Consider the following 21,084-nt stretch of genomic DNA (forward strand, 5'->3'; position numbering starts at 1 on the left):
GGACGAGCATGATGACACGATCTTTCCTGCTCGCGGCGTGCGCCGCGCTGTCGGCCGCACCCGTGCAGGCGCAACAGGTGGATGTCGGCGCTCCGGCAGCCCCGGACGCGGCGACGCCCACCAACGGCCAGGCGGATACCCAGCACCGGCCGCGCACGCCGATCCGCCGCGCGCGCGACACGTCGCCATCGGCGCTGATCGGCGATACGCAGAGCGCGCCGCCGCCGGGGCTGATCGGCGACTGGCAGACGATCCGCACCCGGCTCGGCGCCCGCGGCATCGGCGTCACCGCGCGTTATGCGTCGGAGAGCGGCTATAATATCGCGGGCGGCACGCGGAAGCTGTTGCGCGAGACGGGGCAATTCGACGCGGGCATGCTGCTCGACCTAGACAAGCTCGTCGGGCTGACCGGCGGCGCCTTCCAGGCGACGGTGACGTGGCGGCGCGGTCGCAACCTGACCGCCGACGCCGGGATCGATGCGCTGCAACAGGTGCAGGAGGTCTATGGCCGCGGCCAGACCGTCCGCGTCACGCAATTATGGTATGAGCAAAGGCTCGGCCAGCGCGTCGAGGTCAAGCTCGGCCGCACCAACCCGGGCGAGGATTTCGCGGTCTTCTCCTGCCACTTCATGAATCTCAGCTTCTGCGGCGCGCAGCCGGGCAATCTGGTCGGCGATTATTGGCAGAACTGGCCGGTCGGCCAATGGGGCGGGCGGGTCCGCGTCGACCTGCCGCACGACCTCTACGTGCAGGGCGGCGTCTATGAGATCAATCCGCGCAATCTCGACACCGGCTTCTTCCTGTGGCGGCTGCATGGCGCGACCGGCGCGCTGATCCCGGCGGAGGTCGGCTGGACGCGCGGCGGCGACGACGGTCATGTCGGATCGTACAAGGTCGGCGGCTGGATCGGCACGGCGCGCGGTGACGACGTGCTGCTCGACGTGAACCGCGCGCCGCGCGTCGTCACCGGTCTGTCGCCGCTCGAACATGCCAGCCGATACGGCATCTATGCGACGGTACAGCAGCAGCTGACGGGCGAGTCGAAAGACGGCAAGGCGCTGACCGGGCTGTCGATGTTCGCCAATGTCACGCAGGCGGACCGGGCGACGTCAGTGACCGACAATCAGGTGTCGCTGGGCCTGTTCTACAAGGGGCTGGTGCCGGCGGTGCCGGGCGACGTGCTCGGCGTCGCGGCGGCGCGGACCAACGTCAACGGCCGCGCCGCGATCGCCGACCGGCTGGTGCCCGGCACACCGGTCCGCGACGCCGAATATGCCGCCGAGGTCTATTACAGCATTCACCCCGCCGCCTGGCTCGAGCTGCGTCCCAATCTGCAATATATCCACCAACCCGGCGGCATCCGGGAAGCGCATGACGTCGGCATCCTGGGGATGAAGGCGGCGGTGACGCTCTGAGCAGGGGCGCCGGTCGGCGGTGACGCTCTGGCCGGCGCGTCGCGCCGGCTCGCCTTGACCCGCGCCGGGACGCGATCCGTGCTTGTCGTGCCGCCGCTGCCGGGGTAGACCGGTGTTATACACGTTAAACAGAGGTATAGCATGCAAACCGCCAGCCAGGTCCTCGATCGCGTCCTCGTCCTCGAGATGGTGCGCGTCACCGAGGCGGCGGCAGTGTCCGCCTCGACGCTGACCGGGCGCGGCGACGAGAAGGCGGCGGATGCCGCCGCGGTCGAGGCGATGCGCGCCGCGCTCAACGAACTCGACATCGACGGCACGGTGGTGATCGGCGAGGGCGAGCGCGACGAGGCGCCGATGCTGTTCATCGGCGAGAAGGTCGGTACCGGCAACGGCCCGGCGATCGACATCGCGCTCGATCCGCTCGAAGGCACGACGATCTGCGCCAAGGCCGGGCCGAACAGCCTCGCGGTGCTGGCGATCGCCGAAAAGGGCGGCCTGCTCAACGCCCCCGACGTCTATATGGACAAGATCGCGGTCGGGCCGAACCTGCCGGCGGGGGTGATCGACCTCGACCGTACGCCGACCGAGAACATCCACGCGATTGCCGCCGCCAAGGGCGTCGCCCCCAATGCGATCATCGCCTGCGTGCTCGACCGGCCGCGGCACGAGGCGTTGATCGCCGAACTGCGTGCGATCGGCTGCGGCGTGATGCTGATCGGCGACGGCGACGTCGCCGGGGTGATCGCCACCGCCGATCCCGACACGACGATCGACGTCTATATGGGCTCGGGCGGCGCGCCGGAGGGGGTGCTCGCCTGCGCCGCGCTGCGCTGCGTCGGCGGTCAGTTCAAGGGCCGGCTGCTGTTCCGCAACGACGACGAGCGCGCCCGCGCCCGCAAATGGGGCATCGCCGATCTCGACAAGCAATATGACCTCGAGGAGCTGGCGCGCGGCGACTGCATCTTCGCCGCGACCGGCGTGACCGACGGCTCGCTGCTCGCCGGCGTCAAGCGCAGGAAGGGCAAGATGACCACCGAGAGCGTGGTGATGCGCGCCTCGACCGGCACGGTGCGCTGGGTCAAGGGCGAACACCGCACCGATTGACCGGGGCGGGGTGCCGGTGGCGTTGGCGTGTCTGTGCCGTGCCAGGCCGATGCCGGTGCCGCTCGGACGTCGGGGCCGGCGCCCTCTCCCTCCCAATCGTCATCCCGGCTTCGCGGGGATGACGATTGAAGGAGTGGCTGTGACGCACTCACCCATGGACTTCGCCGTGCGTCCGGGGTGATGGACGGACATGCTCGCCATCATCCTCGTCCTGACGCTCGCCTATCAGATCGCCCTGTTGCGGCGTGGGCGGATGTTCGTCTGGGCGCGCGTGCGGTTCGAGGCGCGGCATCTGCGCTGGGCGCTGACCTTGTGGATCGGCTATGGCCTCGTCGCGCTCGCCGGGCTGGCGGCGGTGCAGCGCCTGTCCGGCGTCTGGCGACTGCCGGCGGAGTTCTGGGCGCTCGCCGTCGTCGCGGAGGTGCCGCCCGGCTCGATCGGCGCGGATACGGTGGCGATCGGGCTCGTCGGCGGCAGCCTGCTCGGGCTGCTGCTGACCTGGTGGCGGGCGCGGCGCGGCCGGGCGCCGTGGACCGCGGGCGACGCGCGCGCGGTGATGCCGACCAGCGATGCCGATTTGTGGCCCGCCGCCGCGCTCGCGCTGTCGGCGGGGACGGCCGAGGAGCTCTTCTACCGGCTGCATCTGCCGGTGGTGGTGGCGATGGCGAGCGGATCGGGGCTTGCCGGCGTGATCGTCGCAAATACCGCCTTTGCGGCGATGCACCGCTATCAGGGCTGGATCGGCGTCGCCGCGACCTTCGTCGGCGGCGCTTTGCTCTCCGCGCTCTATATGGGCACCGGCGCGCTGTGGGTGCCGATGGCGGTGCACGTGCTGGTCGACCTCAACGCGCTGGTGCTGCGGCCGGCGCTGTCGGCGCGGGTGCGGCGGCGGCTCAGCTCTTGAGCCGCCAGCCGCTCTTGAAGATCCAGGCGATGATCGCGAGGCAGACGACGAGGAAGCCGAGCGTCACGCCGAGGCTGAGCGCGATGTCGACATCGCCCTTGCCGAAGAAGCTCCAGCGGAAGCCGCTGACCAGATAGACGACCGGGTTGAACAGGCTGACCGTCCGCCACGGCTGCGGCAGCATGTCGATCGAATAGAAGCTGCCGCCGAGGAAGGTCAGCGGCGTGATCAGCAGCATCGGCACGAAGTTGAGCTGTTCGAAGCTGCCCGCCCAGATTCCGAGGATGAAGCCGAACAGGCTGAAGGCGAGGGCGGTAAGCAGCAGGAAGGCGATCATCGCGCCGGGATGCAGCACCGTGATCGGCACGAAAAAGGCGGAGGTGGCTAGTATGATCAGGCCGAGCACCACCGACTTGGTCGCCGCCGCACCGACATAGCCGAGCACCATCTCCATCGCCGAGATCGGCGCGGACAGCAGTTCGAAGACGGTGCCGGTGAACTTGGGGAAGTAGATGCCGATCGAGGCATTGCCGACGCTCTGCGTCAGCAGCGACAGCATGATCAGGCCGGGGACGATGAAACTGCCATAGCCGACGCCGTCGACCGTCTGCATCCGGCTGCCGATCGCGCCGCCGAAGACGATGAAATAGAGGCTGGTGGTCAGCACCGGCGCGACGAGGCTCTGCCAGAGCGTGCGCAAAGCGCGCGCCATCTCGAAGCGATAGATCGCCCAGACACCGTGCAGGTTCATGCGCGTTCCCCCACCAGATCGACGAAAATGTCTTCGAGGCTCGACTTGGAGGTCTCGAGATCCTTGAAGGAGATCGACTGTTCCGCCAGCGCGCGCAGCAGCGACGGGATGCCGGTATGCTCCTCGGTCGCGTCGAAGACGTAGCGCAGCACCTTGCCGTCGTTGACGAGGCTGAGCTGCCAGCGCTCCAGGCCGGGCGGCACCGCGGCGAGCGGCTCGACCAGCGTCAGGTCGAGCTCGCGCTTGCCGAGCTTGTGCATCAGCGCGGCCTTTTCCTCGACGAGCAGCAGCCGTCCCTTGTCGATCACGCCGACCCGGTCGGCCATCTCCTCGGCCTCCTCGATATAATGGGTGGTGAGGATGATCGTCGTGCCCTGTTCGCGCAGGCCGTGCACCAGCTTCCACATGTCGCGGCGGAGCGCGACGTCGACGCCGGCGGTCGGCTCGTCGAGGAACAGGATTTCCGGCTCGTGCGCCAGCGCCTTGGCGATCAGCACGCGGCGCTTCATCCCGCCGGACAGCGCCATGATCTTGGTATTGCGCTTGTCCCACAGCGACAGGTCGCGCAGCACGCGCTCGATATGCGCGGGGTTGGCGGGATGACCGAACAGCCGGCGCGAGAAGGTGACGGTGGCGAGCACCGTCTCGAACATGTCGACCGACAGCTCCTGCGGCACGAGGCCGATGCGGCGCCGTGCGGCCTTATAATCGCCGAGCGCATCGTGGCCGGCGACGGTGATCGTGCCGCTGCTCGGCGTGACGATGCCGCAGATGATGCTGATCAGCGTGGTCTTGCCCGCGCCATTGGGCCCGAGCAGCGCGAAGATCTCGCCCTTCCGGATGGCGAGGTCGACATGGTGGAGCGCGGTGAAGCCGCCCTTGTACGTCTTGGACACGCCGGCGACGGCGAGTATCGGTTCTGGCATGCGGACGTCCCCCGGTTGCGCCGCAGATAGGGGGGCGAGGGCGGGTTGATAAGGGGCCTCGGCGGGATGGCGCTGGATGAGGGGGGCCTCAGGCGCTCCTCTCGCGTCGGAGGCTGTCGGAGCGTGCAGCCGGGTTCGCTCCGCGCGCGGGACGGCGAGAGGACAATGAACGCGATACGGAACCCTAGGGTATTGAGGGTCCATTCCATTGTCTTGGCCGGGTCGCTCCCCCCATTCGTCATCCCGGCGGAAGCCGGGATCCATGGAGGCGGTCGGCTGATGGCGCGTGCTGCCATGGGTGGCGCCGTGTCCATGGATCCCGGCCTGCGCCGGGATGACGAAGGAGAGGGGCGTTCCAGCCAACGACTGACGGCTGACGCCCCGCGCTCAACATCCGACGCCTCGCGCCCGACACCCCACACCCGACTCGAAGCCCCTATGCCCCCCGCGCGGCGGCGATCGCCTTCTCCAGTTCCTCGATCGGCAGCGCGCCGGACAGGACGCGGTTGCCGACCACCCAGCTCGGCGTGCCGTTCATGCCGAGCTTGGCGGCGACGGTCATGTTCTTGGCGATCTCGGCGTCGATCGTGCCGCTGTCGACCGCGCCGAGGCCGACGCCGGCCTTGACGGCGGCGGCGGTGATCGAGGCGTCGCTGACCGGGCCGCCGGCGTAGAGCGCGTCATGGAAGGCGAGGAACTTGCCCTGCTGCGCCGCGGCGAGGCTGGCACGGGCGGCGGTGCGGCTCGCCTCGGACAGGATCGGCAGGTCGCGATAGACGATGCGCAATTTCCCGTCGCGCTTGAGCAGATCGGCGATCATCGGCAGCGATGCGCGGCAATAGCCGCAATTATAGTCGAAATATTCGACCAACGTGACGTCGCCCTGCGGATTGCCCGCCCAGGCGCTGCCGAACGGCGTGACGATCGCCTCGCGGTTCGCGGCGACCAATTCGCCCGACTGACGCTCCTGCAACCCCTGCATCGCCTGCGGGATGATCTCGGGATGGGCGAGGACGTAATCGTGGACGACACGCTCGATCCGCGCCTGATCGGCACCGCCGGGGCTGGCGAACCGCTCATAGCTCCACACCGCGCCGGCACCGATCAGGCCGCCGAGCGCCGCGACCAGCGGCAAGGTAAAACGCGTCATCGTTTTTTATATTTCTTCGGATTGTCGTCCATGTCGTTCTGCGCGGCCATCGCAATGTCCTGCGCGCGGATCCAGTCGGACGAGTTGGCGGGAAGGTTGGCGAGCGCATAGCGCGCACTTTGCGCGGCGGTCCGCTGATCGCCCTCCATGCTGGCGCGCTCGGCGGTGGCGAGCGCGGCGCGCGGCGTGTCGCCGGTCAGTTCATAGACCGTGCCGAGCTGATACCAGGCGAAGGGGTTTTCGTCATCGCGGCCGACCGCGACGCGCAGCACGCGCACCGCCTCGGGATAATTGGCCTTGTCCTCGGTAGCGATCAGCGCGTGGCCGAAGGTGGTGGCGATCAGCGGATTGTTGCGCGAGCCTTCGGTGGCGGCGCGCAACGGCGCGACGGCGTCGGCGGGATGGCCCGCTTCGAGCAGGATCTGGCCGCGGATCTCCTGGAAATAGGGGTCGTCGGGCTTGGCCTTGATCAGCGCGACCGATTCGGCATCCGCCTTGTCCGGATAGCCCGCCTTATGCCAGGCATAGGCGCGGGCGTAATGCGCGTAGATGCTGGTGTCGCTCTCCGGAAAGTCCTTGAGCGTCCGCTCCGGGCTCATCACATAGCCTTCGAGCTTCGCCTTGACGCGGCGGAAGCGTTCCTCGATCGCCGGGTCGGACGGCTTGTTCCACGACGGCGACGCCTTGAGCACCGCGGTGAGGCTGGCGATGCGGTCGCCGGACAGCGGGTGCGTCTGCATGAACGGATCGATATTCTCGACGCCGTAGCGATATTCCTGCTGCTGGAGCGTGCCGAAGAAGCTCAGCATGCCCTTGCCGGTGACGCCGGCGCTGTTGAGGAAGCGCGCACCGGCGGCATCGGCGGCATTTTCCTGCGTGCGGCTGAACGACAGATATTTGGCCATGCCGGCGGACTGGCCGAGCGCCATCAGCCCCGCGCCCGCCTCGCCCGCGCCGGCCGCCACCGCGGCGAGGCCGAGCACCATCGACAGCAAGGTGATGTGCATCGCCGGCTTGATGCCATTGTCGGCCAGCACGACGTGGCCGGCGGCGATATGGCCGAGTTCGTGCGCGATGACGCCCTGCACCTGATTGGCGTTGACCGCCGCCTGGAGCAGACCGGAATGGACGTAGACGGTCTGGCCGCCGGCGACGAAGGCGTTGATCGAATCGTCGTTGATCAGCACGACCTTGACGTCGCGCGGGGAGAGGCCGGCGGCCTTGATGAGCGGCACCGACATGTCGCTGAACATCGCCTCGGTCTCGGCATCGCGCAGGATCGACTGCGCCTGCACCGGCGCGGCGCAGACCAGCGCGGCGGCGGCGGTGCACACGGCGAGTCGCATGATGCGGGGAGAGCGGGCGATCACCCGCTCCATATAGGCAGGCGGCGGAGGAAGGTCACGGCGAAAGCGGTGGGGCGGGGCGCCGCAGCGGCCTCCGATTCGGCCGTCGGTCAAATTGCCGCGGCTATCGCGGTATCAGCGTCACGAAGCTGTACGCGGGGCGCCCGTCCGCTGCGGCGATGTCCTCACGGGCGATCTCACGCCAGTCGGCGAAGCCGGGCATGGTGACGTCGCCGTCGGCGTCGCAATGGACCTCGGTCAATTCGATCCGGTCGGCGCGGTCGCGGAGCAGCGCGAAGATCTCCGCGCCGCCGATCACCGCGACATCCGCACCGGCGAGCGCCAGCGCCGCGTCGACATCATGCGCGACCTCGGCCCCGGGCGCAGACCACTGGCGGTCGCGGGTCAGCACGATATGGCGGCGGCCCGGCAGCGGCGCCGGGAAGCTGTCGAACGTCTTGCGCCCCATCAGCATCGGACGGCCCAATGTCATCGCCTTGAACCGCTTGAGGTCGGCGGGAAGATGCCAGGGGAGGCGACCGTCCCGGCCGATCACGCCATTGTCGGCGCGGGCGAGGTGGAAGCTGATCACACCGACACCGCCGCCTTGATATGCGGCTGCGCGACATAATCGTGCAGCACGAAATCCTCATAGGCATAAGCGTCGATCGAATCGGGTCGGCGGGTGATCTCGAGTCGCGGCAGCGGCCCCGGCGTCCGCGTCAGTTGCAGCCGCGCCTGATCGAGGTGGTTCGTATAGAGGTGGCAATCGCCGCCGGTCCAGATGAACTCGCCGACCGCCAGATCGCACTGCTGCGCGAGGATATGGGTGAGCAGCGCATAACTGGCGATGTTGAACGGCACGCCGAGGAAGATGTCCGCCGACCGCTGGTAGAGCTGGAGCGAGAGGCGGCCGTCGGCGACGTGCGTCTGGAACAGGCAGTGGCAGGGCGCCAGCGCCATCGCGTGGAGATCGCCGGGGTTCCAGGCCGAGACGATCTGGCGGCGGGAGGCGGGCTGGCTGCGGATCTGGGCGATCAGCTCGGCGATCTGATCGATATGGCGGCCATCGGCGGTGGCCCAGTCGCGCCATTGCTTGCCATAGACCGGGCCGAGATCGCCCGCTTCGTCCGCCCATTCGTCCCAGATGCTGACCTTCTGCTCCTGCAGCCAGCGCACGTTGGTGTCGCCGCGCAGGAACCACAGCAATTCGATGATGATCGAGCGCAGATGCAGCTTCTTGGTGGTCAGCACCGGAAAGCCCTGCGCCAGGTCGAATCGCATCTGCGCGCCGAAGACGGCGCGCGTGCCGGTGCCGGTCCGGTCCATCTGGGTGGTGCCGCTGGTCAGCACGCGATCGATCAGGTCGAGATATTGGCGCATCGCGACCGCCTATCGCGTGGCGCCGTTTTGGGCGAGCTTTTTGCTGCGACGATCCGCCGCGTGCGCGACAAACCGTCGTGCCGGATGATCCTGTCCCGATCCTCATCACCGATCCTCACGCCGTCATCCGTATGCTCGCGGACCTGGGTGACGCGACGCTCGAGCGCGCGACCGTCCTGTATCTTGATCCGAATTGGATATATCTCGGCCGGCTCGATTTCGTCGGGACGAGCGAGCAGGTCGCGCCGCCGCTGCGCGCGATCATCGCCGAGGCGCTGCGGCTCGATGCCGCGCGGCTGATCCTCGCGCACAATCATCCCGGCGGCGATCCGCGGCCGAGCGCCGCCGATCTCGACTATACCCGCACGCTGGCGCGCGTCGCCGAGGCGCTCGACATGATGCTCGCCGATCATCTGATCCTCGCCGCGGGGCAGGTGACGAGCCTGTTCGACGTTCGGTTGCTCTGAGATTCGGGCGTCAGCTCGGATGGTGGAGAGGCGGGTTCGCACAGAGGCGCGGACACGGCACTGCGCGGCATCCGCCCACTCCCGTCGCCGCGGCGATACGACCGCCGCTAGCGCAGGACGCAGGGCTTGATCGCCTCGGGTTCGGGGCGGGGGCCGACGGCGCGGAAGGTGGCAAGATAGCCGCCGGCCGAGGGCATGTCGCTCATCGACACCTGGCGATAGCCGACCGCCTCGAACTCGCAGCGCAGCAGCGCGGGCGGGGTGCCGTGGTTCTGCGTCTGGCGATTGGCGTCGACCACCACCACCAGCCCGTCGGGCTTGAGCGACGGCCGCAGCCGCCAGAGGAATTCATAGGGCTGCGCGATCTCGTGATACATGTGCACCATCAGCACGCGATCGAAGCTCGCGTCGGGCAATTTGGGATCGTCCGGCGTGCCGAGCCGCACCGAGACATTCTCCAGATCCTCGCGCGCGACGCGTTCGGCGAGCGTGTCGCGGACGCTGGCGACGATATCCTCGGCGAGCACGCGTCCGTCCTTGCCGACGCGGCTGGCGAGGCGGATCGTGTAATAGCCTTCGCCCGCGCCGATGTCGGCGACGGTCATGCCCTTGGCGATCCCCGCCTTGCTCATCACCTCGCCCGCCTCGTTGACGCGGTCGCGCGCTTCCTCGTTCGACCAGCGCGCCGAGACGATATGCGCCACTGGCCGATCCGCGGCGGGGAAGAGCATCGGCTTCTCATCCTGGCGGATCAGCGGTTTCGAACCGTCGCACGCGGTCGCGGCGAGCATCGTCGCGAAGGTCAGCAGCAAGGCCGGGCGCAGGCTCAATCGACGTCCTCCACCTCGACCTTCTCGCCCGTCACGCGCTGCGACAGCGCCGCCGCCATGAACGGATCGAGCGCCCCGTCGAGCACGTCGCCCGGCGCGGTTGAGGTCGTGCCGGTGCGCAGGTCCTTGACCAGCTGATACGGCTGCAAAACGTAGGAGCGGATCTGATGGCCCCAGCCGATATCGGTCTTGGTGGCATTTTCCGCATTGGCCGCCTGTTCGCGGATCGCGAGTTCGCGTTCGTAGAGGCGCGCGCGCAGCTGGTTGTACGCCTCCGCCTTGTTCTTGTGCTGCGACCGCTGGTTCTGGCACTGGACGACGATGCCGGTCGGGATGTGCGTGATGCGCACCGCCGAATCGGTGGTGTTGATATGCTGGCCGCCGGCGCCGCTCGCCCGATAGGTGTCGATGCGCAGGTCGCTTTCGTTATATTCGACCTCGATATTGTCGTCGATCACCGGATAGACCCACACGCTCGAAAAGCTGGTGTGGCGCCGTGCCGCGCTGTCATAGGGGCTGATGCGGACGAGGCGATGCACGCCGCTCTCGGTCTTGGCATAGCCATAGGCGTTCTCGCCCTTGACCAGCAACGTCGCCGACTTGATGCCCGCCTGCTCGCCCGCGTGATAGTCGATCAGTTCGACCTTCATGCCGCGGCGCTCCGCCCAGCGCGTGTACATGCGTTGCAGCATGCCCGCCCAGTCCTGGCTCTCGGTGCCGCCGGCGCCCGAGTTGATCTCGATATAGGTGTCGTTGGCGTCCGCCTCGCCGGCGAGCAGCGCCTGGATCTTGTCGTGATCGGCGCGCTGCGCCAGCGCGGCGAGCGCCTCGACGCCCTCCGCCTCCATCGCGGTGTCGCCCTCGGCCTCGGCCATCTCGATCAGCTCGACGGTGTCGTCGAGTTCGGACTGGATCGCGCGCGTCGCGGTAATCGCCTCGTCGAGCCGGCGCCGTTCGCGCATCACCTCCTGCGCCGCCTTGGGGTCGCTCCACAGCGCCTGATCCTCGACGCGGGCGTTGAGCTCGTCGAGACGGCGGAGCGCACGGTCCCAATCGAGGAACCGGCGCAGCAGCGCCAGCGCCTCTTTGATGCTGTCGACGTGGGACTGCGCTTCGGCGCGCATGGGAAGTCTCCGGTAAGCGAAGGAACGGGGCGATGACGCCTATGTAGGAGCAGGCGCTAGTAGATTCCGCCTTGTCTTTGCAAGAAATCGCTGTCGCGCGGTGCGGCGCGGGCGCGGGCCGGGGTGGTCGCCGCGGCGGCGGGGGCGGGGCCGCGGTGGATGGCGCGGCGCGGTTCGCTCTGCGGCTTGAACGCTTCCCAGATCACCGCCGCCTTGGGATCGGCGTCGGTCGGGAAGGTGCCGAACACCGGCTTGCCGCTGGCGCGATCGATGCGGACCATGCGGATGCCGGGCGCCGCTCGGAACGGGATCTTCTCCATCCCTTCATAGGCCTTGACCGCGAAGTCCTTGAAGATCGGCGCGGCGAAGGTGCCGCCCTGCGCATAGCCGCCGAGATTGCTGGGTGTGTCATAGCCGACATAGAGTCCGCCGATGAATTGCGGCGTGCCGCCGATGAACCAGACGTCGGTCGGGCCGCTGGTCGTCCCGGTCTTGCCGAACATCGGCCGGTCGAGGTCGCGCAGCACCACCGCGGTGCCGCGCTGGACGACGCCTTCGGTGATATGGACCATCTGATAGGCGGTCATCGCGTCGATCACCTGGCGTGCGCGATCGCCCGGCCGCGGCATCGGCTTGCCGTCCCAGTCGGGGGCGTTGCAGCCGTCGCAGGCGCGCCAATTCTCCGGCAGGATCACCTTGCCGTGGCGGTCCTGGACGAAGTCGATCAGCGTCGGACTGTGCGCGCGGCCGTTGTTGGCGAGCGTCGCATAAGCGTTGACCATCCGGCTGACGGTGGTGACGCCCGCGCCGAGCGCATTGGCGAGATAGGGCTGATAGTCGCCGACGCCCATCCGCTTCATCACGTCGACCACCTTGGGCATGCCGGTGGCGGCGGCGGCGCGCACCGTCATCAGGTTGCGCGACTGTTCGATCCCCCAGCGCATCGTATGCGGCCCGGCGCCGCGCGAATTGCCGAAGTTGCGGAAGCATTTGTTGCCGAGCGCCGCGCCCTGGTAGACGCAGAACGGGCCGTCGATGATGATCGACGCGGGCGTCATGCCGTTCTCCAGCGCGGCGGAATAGACGATCGGCTTGATCGTCGATCCCGGCTGGCGCAGCGCCTGCGTCGCGCGGTTGAACGGCTGCAGGCGGCTGTCGAAGCCGCCCTGCATCGCCAGCACGCGGCCGGTCGCCGGCTCCTCGACGACGAAGCCGCCCGAGATCTTCGGCACCGAGCGCAGGCCGTAGCTGCTGCCCTCCGGCGCGACGGCGATGATGTCGCCGGCGCGGATCGCGGCGAAGCTGGTGCCGCCCTTGCCGCGGACCGGCATCTGCGCGCCGCTGCGCGGCAGGCGGCCGGTCTGGCCGTCGGCGAAGCCGAGCTGCCACGCATCGCCGTCGCGCGCGATGACGATCGCGGCGCGCCAGTCGCTATAGTCGAGGCCGATATTGGTGTTGAGCAGCGTCTGCTGCCACGAATCGGCGTCGACCTCCTTGTGCGTGATCGGCCCGGCCCAGCCGCGCCCGCGATCGTAGCGGAGCAGCCCGTCGCGCAGCGCCTGCGCGGCGAGGTCCTGCAAACGCGTGTCGAGCGAGGTGCGCACCCACAGCCCGCCCTGATAGACGCCATAGGGCCCGTCGCGCGCGGTTTCGCCGAACTTGCCGATCAGCTGGCGGCGGACCTCCTCGACGAAATAGCCGCCGACGCGTTCGAACTTGGGGGTGCGGCGCAGGATCGTGCCGAGCGGCTCGGCGACCGCCTCGTCATGCTGCGCCTGGTTGATGAAGCCGTTGCGCAGCATCTCGCCGAGCACGTAATTGCGCCGCGCCAGCGCGCGATCGGCATGACGGACCGGATCGTAGTTGGACGGCCCCTTGGGCAGGATGGCGAGATAGGCGAGCTGGGCGAGATCGAGCTCGTCGAGCTCCTTGTCGAAATAGGCGTGGCTCGCCGCCTCGACGCCGAAGGCGTTCCGCCCCAGCGCGATCTGGTTGAGATAGAGTTCGAGGATCTGCGGCTTGGTCAGCGTATCCTCGATCCGATAGGCGAGGATCGCTTCCTTGATCTTGCGCGTCGGCGAATATTCGGCGCCGATCAGCAGGTTCTTGGCGACCTGCTGGGTGATGGTCGAACCGCCCTTGGCGCGGCGGCCGCTGCCGAACTTGCGCGCGTAATCGATCACCGCCCCGCCGAGGCCGGGATAGTCGACGCCGTGATGCTCGAAGAAGGTCTTGTCCTCGGCGGCGAGGAAGGCGCGGACGAGCAGCGGCGGATATTCGGCGAAGCTCAGCTCGACGCGGCGCTCGCGCGCATAGGATTGGATCGGCGTGCCGTCGATGCCGCGGACGTTGGTCGGCAGCGGCGGCTCATAGGTGCGCAACTGGTCCACCGAAGGCAAGGCGCGCAGGATCGTCACCCACAGCACGCCATAGCCGATCGCCGCGAGCACCGCGAGGATCGCCAGTCCCTTGATCCACCAGCGTCGCCACGCACGCCGCACCGCGCCGCGGAGGCCGCCGGTGTCGCGGAACGCCTGGAGGCGGGATCGGGGAGCTTCGGACGCCATAACGCCGCGGGCGTGTAGCAGGTTCGCGCGCGCTTGCCACCCTCGCTGGCGGCGCGGGGGCCGCGCGCCGGTGCGTCAGCCCGCGGTGAAGCCGAGGCCGGCGCGCGCCTGCAACCGGTCGCGCAGCGCCGTGCCGAGCAGCGCGGCGGGCGTCCAGACACCGCCGACGGTTTCGCCCTCCCGGTCGAGCAGGCATAAGGCGGTCTCGACGATCATCCGGCTGGTCGAGCCATAGCCCGGATCGCGATCCCCGGTGACGACCGCGTCGAGGCGTGTGCCGTCCGGCATCAGGCCGACGAACAGCAGGTCGTAATGGCCCGCGTCGCGCTCCGCCTTGCTCGGGCCTTCGCCGGGCTGCGGCCCCTTGCCGAGCAGGGGATTGAGCTTGGCGATCGCCTCGGCGGCGGCCTTGCCCATCTCGCCCAGTCCGGCGACGACCATCTCGTCATAGACGAAGTCGGTGCCGTAGCGGTGGCCGAGCAGGAAGTTGGTGCGGTGGACGTTCTTGGTGTTGATCGCCGCCATGATGAACGGCGCCACCCAGGTGTTGAGCGTCGCGTCGAATTCCGGGAACAGGCCGGTCGGCTGATGCGGGCCGCTGAATCCCGGCGTCAGCGCGAACGGATTGGCGAGCAGCCCGAGGATCGACGGATCGCGCGCCGCGGCGGCGAGCGTCGCCTTGAGGCTCGCCGCGGTGCCGCCGGAGAAGCCGCCCTGCATCGCGCGGACGCGACCCTTGACGCGCGGCGCGGGGCGGCCGTGCTGGGCAAGCGCGCACTCCTGCAAGGTCAGCACGCCGAGATCGAAGGGGATCGAATCGAAGCCGCACGAGAAGAGGATGCGCGCCCCGCTCGCCTGCGCCGCCGCCTGATGCGCGTCGATCATCTGCCGCATCCAGGCCGGCTCGCCGCACAGGTCGAGATAGCCGGTGCCCGCCGCGGCGCAGGCGGCGACGAGCAGCGCGCCGTGGAGCTGATACGGCCCCACCGTGGTGATCACCGCGCGGGTCGAGGCGGCGAGCGCCGCGAGCGCGGCGGGATCGTCGGCCTCGGCGACGATCAGCGGCGTGTCCGCAGGCGCACCGATCGCATCGCGCACCGCCTCCAGCCTGGCGCGGCTGCGCCCGGCCATCGCCCACCGCTCCAGCTTCCGTTCGACGCAATATTCGGCGACGAGCCGGCCGGTGAAGCCGGTCGCGCCATAGACGATCAGGTCATGGTCGCGCATCTGTGCCTCCTGCTCTGTGCGCGACGATGATGCGCCGCCGGGGGCGGGGGATCAAGGCGCGGCTAGTCTAGCGGCGCGCTCACACGAATGCAGGGTCCGAATGATGGGATGGCGAGGGATGGCGGTCAACGGTAGAGTGTCCGCGGAAGAAGCCCGCCCCTACGCCGCCTCGCTGAACTGCAGGCTCGCCAGCCGTGCGTAGAGGCCGCCGCGGGTGATGAGCGAGGCGTGGTTGCCCTCCTCGACGATGCGGCCGGCGTCCATCACCACGATGCGCTGCGCGGCGCGCACCGTCGCGAGGCGGTGGGCGATCACCAGGGTGGTGCGATGCTCCATCAGCCGTTGCAGCGCCTGCTGGACGAGCCGCTCGCTCTCCGCGTCGAGCGCGCTGGTCGCCTCGTCGAGCAGCAGGATCGGCGCGTCGCGGAGCAGCGCGCGAGCGATGGTGATGCGCTGGCGCTGGCCGCCCGAAAGACGCGCGCCGCCTTCGCCGAGGTTGGTGTCGAGTCCCTCGGGCAGGGCGCGCAGGAAGTCGGCGGCATTGGCGGCCTCCGCGGCGGCCCACAGTTCGTCGTCGCCCGCCTCCCAGCGGCCGTAGCGCAGATTGTCGCGCGCGCTCGCGCCGAAGATGACATTGTCCTGCGGCACGATCGCGATCTGAGCGCGGATCGCGGCGGGGTCCGCCTCGCGCAGGTCGACGCCGTCGAGCAGGATGCGGCCCTCGGCCGGATCGTAGAAACGCTCGGCGAGCTGGAACAAGGTCGACTTGCCGGCCCCCGACGGGCCGACCACCGCCACCGTCTCGCCGGCGCGGATCGCCAGCGTGACGTCGTCGAGCGCGGCGACGTCGGGTCGGGTCGGATAGTGGAAGCGGACATGATCGAAAGTCAGCGCACCGCTCACCGGCACGGGCAGCGGGATCGGCGCCGCGGGGCGGGTGATCTCGGGCTGTTCGCGCAGCAGCTCGGCGAGCCGGCCGGCGGCGCCGGCGCCGCGCAGCAGGTCGCCATAGACTTCGGTGAGCGCGCCGAACGCGCCGGCGACGATGCCGCCGGTCAGCACGAAGGCGGCGATCGCCCCGCCCGAGATGCGCCCCGCCGCGACGTCGGTCGCCCCCTCCCACAGGACGAGGGTGATCGAGCCGAAGATCAGGAAGATCATGATCGCGGTCATCACCGCGCGGAGGCCGATGCGCCGCTTCGCGGCGGCGAAGGTCGCATCCACCGCCCCGGCGAAGCGCTGCGCCTCGCGCGGCTCCTGGCCGAACGCCTGGACGATCTTCATCGCGCCGAGCATCTCGGTGGCGAGCGCGCTGACGTCGGCGACGCGATCCTGCGACGCGCGCGACAGGTTGCGGATGCGGCGGCCGAGGATCGTCACCGGCAGGATGATCAGCGGGATGCCGAGCAGCAGCATGCCGGCGAGCTTGGGCGACAGCGCGAACAGGTAGATCATCCCGCCGACGCCGGTGAAGGTGTTGCGCAGCGCGATCGACACCGTGCTGCCGACGACGCCCTCGATCAGCACGGTATCGGCGGTGAGGCGCGAGGCGATCTCCGACGGCCGGTTCTCCTCGAAGAAGCGCGGGGTGAGCGCGAGCAGATGCGCATGGACGCGGGTGCGGATGTCGGCGACGACGCGCTCGCCGAGCCACGACACGCAGTAGAAGCGGATCGCCGTCGCCACCGCGAGCACCGCGACGATCATCAGCAGATAATGGAAGGACGCCGCGACCGAGCCTTCGCCGCCGGGGGCGAAGCCGCGGTCGATCACCCGCTTGAACCCATAAGGGATGCCGATTGTCGCCGCGGAGGTGGTGGCGAGCGCGAGCAGCGCCACGGTCAACTGGCGCGGGTAGCAGAGCACGCGATCCCAGACGAGGCGAAGGTCGCCGAGGCGGCGGTTGGTCGGGAGCGGGGTACGGGCCATCGTCCCCGCGCCTAGCAGGCGGGGCGGACCGGCTCAACGCCGCCCACTCCGGCGGCAGGGGCCCTGTCGGCCGTGTCGGGCGTTCAGCCGATTGTGCGGGTGCGAATGGTCCGTTTGCACCTTGCGGAAAATACATTACGTATACGGAAACCTTTTCAGGCGAAGATCCCGATCATGCTCTACGATGCCTATGAAATGCAGCGCTCGATGCTCGCCGGCGCCAGCGCGATGGCGAGCTTCGGCGCCGACTGGATGCGCAACCCCGCCAACCCCTGGTCGTACCTCGACGGCGGATCGGTGGTCAGTTCGGCGCTCGAGGTCTTCGCGCATGCCTCGGCGACGCGCGGCAAGCCCGCCTTCGGGCTGACCGACACGGTGATCGACGGCCGGACGGTGTCGGTGCACGAGGAGATCGTGCTGCAAAAGCCGTTCGGCCAGTTGAAGCGCTTTCGCCGCGACGGTGTCGAGGGCGGGCCGAAGCTGCTGATCGTCGCGCCGATGTCGGGTCATTTCGCGACGCTGCTGCGCGGCACGGTCGAGCGGATGCTGCCGAGCGCGGACGTCTACATCACCGACTGGCGCGACGCCAAGCTGGTGCCGCTCGGCGACGGCAGCTTCGACCTCGACGATTATATCGACTATCTCGTCGCCTTCCTCGAAGCGATCGGGCCGAACGAGGGACAGGGCGGCACGCATATGCTCGCCGTGTGCCAGCCGTCGGTGCCCTGCTATGCGGCGGTGGCGCTGATGAGCGCCGACCGTCATCCCTGCCGGCCGAAGACGCTGACGATGATGGGCGGCCCGGTCGACACGCGCGAGGCGCCGACCGCGGTCAACACGCTCGCCACCGAACGGCCGCATGCCTGGTTCGAACAGAATGTCATCGTCACCGTACCGATGATGTATCCGGGCGCCGGCCGGAAGGTCTATCCCGGCTTTCTCCAGCTCGCCGGCTTCATGTCGATGAACCTCGGCAACCACATGATGTCGCATTGGGAGATGTTCAAACACCTCGTCCAGGGTGACGGCGAGAGCGCCGATGCGACGAAAAACTTCTACGAGGAATATCGCTCGGTCTGCGACATGACCGCCGAATTCTACCTGCAGACGATCGAACTGGTGTTCCAGCGCCATGCGTTGCCGCGCGGCGAGATGATGCATCGTGGCCGGCGCGTCGATCCGGCGGCGATCACCGATGTCGGCATTCTCGCGATCGAGGGCGAGCGCGACGATATCTCCGGCCTGGGGCAGACGCGCGCCGCGCTGACGCTGGCGACCGCGCTCCCCGAGGACAAGAAGCGCTATTATATGGCGGAAGGTGCCGGCCATTACGGCATCTTCAACGGCTCCAAGTGGCGCAACAGGGTCGCGCCGGTGGTCGAGGAGTGGATCGCCGCCAACGCCTGACCGATCGGGGGCGGCAGACGCCGCCCCAGGCGCGGGTCAGGCGACCGAGTCGACCACCGCGTGGCTGCTCGATTCATCGCCGCGGATCGTGCCGCCGAACAGCATCTTGACGCGCCCCGAGATCGAGATGTCGGTCTCCCACAGCTCGGCGCTGTCGATGTCGAAGCGGAGCAGCGTCAGGTTCGGGTCCTGCTTGCCGCCGGGGAACCACGCCTCGACCTGGTTATTCCACAATTTGTCGATCTGCGCCCGATCGTTGTCGGTGCTGACCGTGCCGGCGAGGCAGGCGAAGAAGTCATGCCCCTTGCCGACGAACTGCGCCATCGCGTCGCCGCCCTTGGCGATGCGATTGTCGCGGCCGGCAAAGAAGAACAGCGTGTTGGGCTGATCGTCGTCGATCTGCGCGGTCATCGGCTCGGCATGTTCGCCGTCCGTCAGGCCGATCATCACGAACGGGCTGCTGCGCAGCTTGTCGAGGAACTTGGCAGCGATTTCCTGCGGATTGTCGTGATCGGCCATGACGCGTCTCCTTGTGCGGGGGTTTGCGGGAGAACGAGCGCGCCGTGGGTTGGTTGCGCGGTAGGGCCGGCCCGGTCATGATCCGGGCCGGCGGCAATCCCGCCGTCGTGATGGAAAGGCGCATGCATGACTCTTTCCGAACTGTGCCTGTTCCTGGGTGCGCTTTGCGGCTTCGGAACCTTCGTTCTGAAGATTGTGGAAGTGGCACGTAGGCGATAGGTGCACGGGCGGGGCTCGGGTAGCAGCCTGAGCTCCAAACGATTTGAGCCCCGGCCGTAGCAGCGACCGGGGCTCGATAGAGAGAGCGCATGACCCTTCCGACGACGATATATACCGTCGGGCCGGTTGGCGATCAACCTCACAGCACCTCGAACAGCCCCGCCGCGCCCATGCCGCCGCCGACGCACATCGTCACCACGACATATTTCGCGCCGCGCCGCTTGCCCTCGATCAGCGCATGGCCGGTCATCCGCGCGCCCGACATGCCATAGGGGTGGCCGATCGCAATCGCGCCGCCGTTGACGTTGAGCAATTCGTCGGGGATGCCGAGCGTATCGCGGCAGTAGAGCACTTGCACCGCAAACGCCTCGTTGAGTTCCCACAGGCCGATGTCGGCCATCGTGAGCCCGTTCGCTTCGAGCAATTTGGGCACGGCATAGACCGGGCCGATGCCCATCTCGTCGGGCTTGGTCCCCGCCACCGCCATGCCGACGTAGCGGCCGAGCGGCGTCAGGCCGCGCGCGGCGGCGACGCCTTCCTCCATCAGCACGCAGGCGGAGGCGCCGTCGGAGAGCTGGCTGGCGTTGCCGGCGGTGATGACGCCGTCCGGCCCGACGACGGGTTGCAGCTTCTGCAGCCCCTCGATCGTCGTATCGGCGCGATTGCCCTCGTCCTTGTCGAGCGTCACCTCCTGCTGGCTCACTGCCTTGGTGACCTTGTCGGTGACGGTCATCGTCGCGGGCAGCGGCACGATCTCGGCGTCGAAACGGCCGGCGGCCTGGGCGGCGGCGGTGCGCTGCTGCGACTGGAGCGCATAGGCATCCTGCGCCTCGCGGCTGATGCCGTAGCGGCTGGCGACGATCTCCGCGGTCTGGAGCATCGGCATGTAGATGTCGCCGTGCATCGCGATCAGCTGCCGGTCGGGCGCGACGCGCATCTGCGGCGTCTGGACGAGGCTGATGCTCTCGACCCCGCCGCCGACCGCGATGTCCATGCCGTCGAGCACGATCTGCTTGGCGGCGGTGGCGATCGCCATCAGGCCGCTGGCGCATTGCCGGTCGAGCGACATGCCGGGCACCGACGTCGGCAGCCCGGCGCGCAACGCCGCCTGGCGGGCGATATTGCCCGCCTGATGCCCCTGCTGGAGCGCCGCGCCGAGCACGACATCCGCGACCTCCGCGCCGTCGATCCCGGCACGCTCGACGGCGTGGCGGATCGCATGGCCGGCGAGCGCCTGCGGCGTGGTGTCGTTGAACGCGCCGCGATAGGCGCGGCCGATCGGGGTGCGGGCGGTGGAGACGATGACGGCGGAACGCATAGACGGTTGATCCTCAAGGCACGGACGTGCGGGGGCGGGTTAGGTGACGATCTGGCCGATCCATTCGGCGACCAGCGCCGGTTTCTCGACGCCGTCGATCTCGACAGTGAATTGGGTGGTCTGCTGGAAGCGGCCGGGACTCTTCTCGTCGAAGGCGAGCAGGCGGAACCGGCCGCGGACGCGGCTGCCGGCGCGCACCGGGGTGAGGAAGCGGACGCTGTTGCCGCCGTAATTGATCCCCATCCGCGCACCCGCGAGCTGCGGCGCATCCGGCACCTTCGACGCGAGCAGCGGCATCAGCGACAGCGTCAGGAAACCATGCGCGATCGTGCCGCCGAACGGCGTCGCCGCGGCGGCGACCGGATCGACATGGATGAACTGGTCATCGCCGGTCGCGGCGGCGAAACGATCGATCATCGCCTGGCTGACCTCGACCCAGTCGGACACCGTCTCGCTACCGATCCGGGCCCGCATCTGCTCGGCGTTGAGAAACGTCAC

The 21,084-nt window shown here is 68.7% G+C and carries 19 protein-coding genes; 5 read left to right on the forward strand and 14 right to left on the reverse strand.

Translation table 11 applies throughout. The annotated features are described in order from the left end of the window. Nucleotides 1–8 precede the first annotated feature (8 nt). The 3 genes from V8201_RS02255 to V8201_RS02265 all read left to right on the forward strand — a co-directional run bounded on the left by V8201_RS02255 (nt 9) and on the right by V8201_RS02265 (nt 3,423). Nucleotides 9–1,415 carry a carbohydrate porin gene (locus tag V8201_RS02255; RefSeq protein ID WP_336544368.1) on the forward strand — a complete coding sequence of 469 codons (1,407 nt, stop codon included), beginning with the start codon at nt 9–11 and terminating at the stop codon, nt 1,413–1,415. Nucleotides 1,416–1,556: 141 nt separating this feature from the next. Next, entirely contained in the window at nt 1,557–2,519 is a 963-nt protein-coding gene (gene glpX, locus V8201_RS02260) for a class II fructose-bisphosphatase (RefSeq protein WP_271299395.1), read from the forward strand. Nucleotides 2,520–2,709: 190 nt separating this feature from the next. Then, nucleotides 2,710–3,423, forward strand: coding sequence for a CPBP family intramembrane glutamic endopeptidase (locus tag V8201_RS02265; protein WP_336544369.1), 714 nt, complete (start codon nt 2,710–2,712; stop codon nt 3,421–3,423). On the opposite strand, the gene V8201_RS02270 is transcribed toward V8201_RS02265, so the two are convergent. The 6 genes from V8201_RS02270 to V8201_RS02295 form a co-directional block, all read right to left on the reverse strand. After that, on the reverse strand, nt 3,413–4,174 hold the full coding sequence (locus V8201_RS02270; RefSeq protein ID WP_037532128.1) for an ABC transporter permease: 762 nt from the start codon (nt 4,172–4,174) through the stop codon (nt 3,413–3,415). The genes V8201_RS02265 and V8201_RS02270 overlap by 11 nt on opposite strands. Beyond that, a complete protein-coding gene (locus V8201_RS02275; protein WP_037532131.1) occupies nt 4,171–5,100 on the reverse strand; it encodes an ABC transporter ATP-binding protein in 930 nt (309 codons plus the stop codon). Before V8201_RS02275 ends, V8201_RS02270 begins: the two co-directional genes overlap by 4 nt. Before the next feature lie 436 nt (nt 5,101–5,536). Then, nucleotides 5,537–6,250 carry a DsbA family protein gene (locus tag V8201_RS02280; RefSeq protein ID WP_336544370.1) on the reverse strand — a complete coding sequence of 238 codons (714 nt, stop codon included), beginning with the start codon at nt 6,248–6,250 and terminating at the stop codon, nt 5,537–5,539. Next, the gene (locus tag V8201_RS02285; protein WP_443026750.1) at nt 6,247–7,629 is read right to left on the reverse strand and encodes a M48 family metalloprotease; all 1,383 of its coding nucleotides are present in this window, start codon (nt 7,627–7,629) and stop codon (nt 6,247–6,249) included. Before V8201_RS02285 ends, V8201_RS02280 begins: the two co-directional genes overlap by 4 nt. Nucleotides 7,630–7,720: 91 nt before the next feature. Beyond that, on the reverse strand, nt 7,721–8,188 hold the full coding sequence (locus V8201_RS02290; protein WP_336544371.1) for a dihydrofolate reductase: 468 nt from the start codon (nt 8,186–8,188) through the stop codon (nt 7,721–7,723). After that, nucleotides 8,185–8,979, reverse strand: coding sequence for a thymidylate synthase (locus V8201_RS02295; protein WP_037532139.1), 795 nt, complete (start codon nt 8,977–8,979; stop codon nt 8,185–8,187). The genes V8201_RS02290 and V8201_RS02295 overlap by 4 nt, the downstream gene beginning before the upstream one ends. Nucleotides 8,980–9,056: 77 nt before the next feature. Between V8201_RS02295 and V8201_RS02300 the strand changes: the two genes are divergently transcribed. Beyond that, nucleotides 9,057–9,446 carry a JAB domain-containing protein gene (locus V8201_RS02300; RefSeq protein ID WP_336544372.1) on the forward strand — a complete coding sequence of 130 codons (390 nt, stop codon included), beginning with the start codon at nt 9,057–9,059 and terminating at the stop codon, nt 9,444–9,446. A gap of 107 nt (nt 9,447–9,553) precedes the next feature. Here the strand turns inward: V8201_RS02300 and V8201_RS02305 are convergent, their stop codons facing one another. The 5 genes from V8201_RS02305 to V8201_RS02325 all read right to left on the reverse strand — a co-directional run bounded on the left by V8201_RS02305 (nt 9,554) and on the right by V8201_RS02325 (nt 17,123). Beyond that, the gene (locus V8201_RS02305) at nt 9,554–10,237 is read right to left on the reverse strand and encodes a class I SAM-dependent methyltransferase (protein ID WP_051583271.1); all 684 of its coding nucleotides are present in this window, start codon (nt 10,235–10,237) and stop codon (nt 9,554–9,556) included. 35 nt (nt 10,238–10,272) lie between these two features. Next, on the reverse strand, nt 10,273–11,400 hold the full coding sequence (prfB, locus tag V8201_RS02310; protein ID WP_037532143.1) for a peptide chain release factor 2: 1,128 nt from the start codon (nt 11,398–11,400) through the stop codon (nt 10,273–10,275). Nucleotides 11,401–11,456: 56 nt separating this feature from the next. Then, a complete protein-coding gene (locus V8201_RS02315; RefSeq protein WP_037532145.1) occupies nt 11,457–13,967 on the reverse strand; it encodes a penicillin-binding protein 1A in 2,511 nt (836 codons plus the stop codon). A 75-nt stretch (nt 13,968–14,042) separates the two neighbouring features. Next, nucleotides 14,043–15,194, reverse strand: coding sequence for a saccharopine dehydrogenase family protein (locus tag V8201_RS02320; RefSeq protein ID WP_336544373.1), 1,152 nt, complete (start codon nt 15,192–15,194; stop codon nt 14,043–14,045). 159 nt (nt 15,195–15,353) lie between these two features. Then, nucleotides 15,354–17,123, reverse strand: a complete 1,770-nt coding sequence (locus tag V8201_RS02325) for an ABC transporter transmembrane domain-containing protein (protein ID WP_037532147.1) — start codon at nt 17,121–17,123, stop codon at nt 15,354–15,356. Nucleotides 17,124–17,297: 174 nt separating this feature from the next. Between V8201_RS02325 and V8201_RS02330 the strand changes: the two genes are divergently transcribed. Beyond that, nucleotides 17,298–18,530, forward strand: coding sequence for a polyhydroxyalkanoate depolymerase (locus V8201_RS02330; protein WP_336544374.1), 1,233 nt, complete (start codon nt 17,298–17,300; stop codon nt 18,528–18,530). 36 nt (nt 18,531–18,566) lie between these two features. On the opposite strand, the gene V8201_RS02335 is transcribed toward V8201_RS02330, so the two are convergent. From V8201_RS02335 to V8201_RS02345, 3 genes are all read right to left on the reverse strand, one after another. Continuing rightward, complete coding sequence (locus V8201_RS02335) at nt 18,567–19,049, reverse strand: pyridoxamine 5'-phosphate oxidase family protein (RefSeq protein WP_037532152.1); 483 nt, start codon at nt 19,047–19,049, stop codon at nt 18,567–18,569. A 358-nt stretch (nt 19,050–19,407) separates the two neighbouring features. Next, nucleotides 19,408–20,586, reverse strand: coding sequence for an acetyl-CoA C-acyltransferase (locus V8201_RS02340; RefSeq protein WP_037532154.1), 1,179 nt, complete (start codon nt 20,584–20,586; stop codon nt 19,408–19,410). Between the two features lie 39 nt (nt 20,587–20,625). Next, nucleotides 20,626–21,060: a MaoC family dehydratase gene (locus tag V8201_RS02345; protein ID WP_336544527.1), complete on the reverse strand. Its 435-nt coding sequence runs from the start codon at nt 21,058–21,060 to the stop codon at nt 20,626–20,628. Nucleotides 21,061–21,084 lie beyond the last annotated feature (24 nt).

This window comes from Sphingomonas kyungheensis, from assembly GCF_037120395.1.
GTDB lineage: Bacteria > Pseudomonadota > Alphaproteobacteria > Sphingomonadales > Sphingomonadaceae > Sphingomonas > Sphingomonas kyungheensis.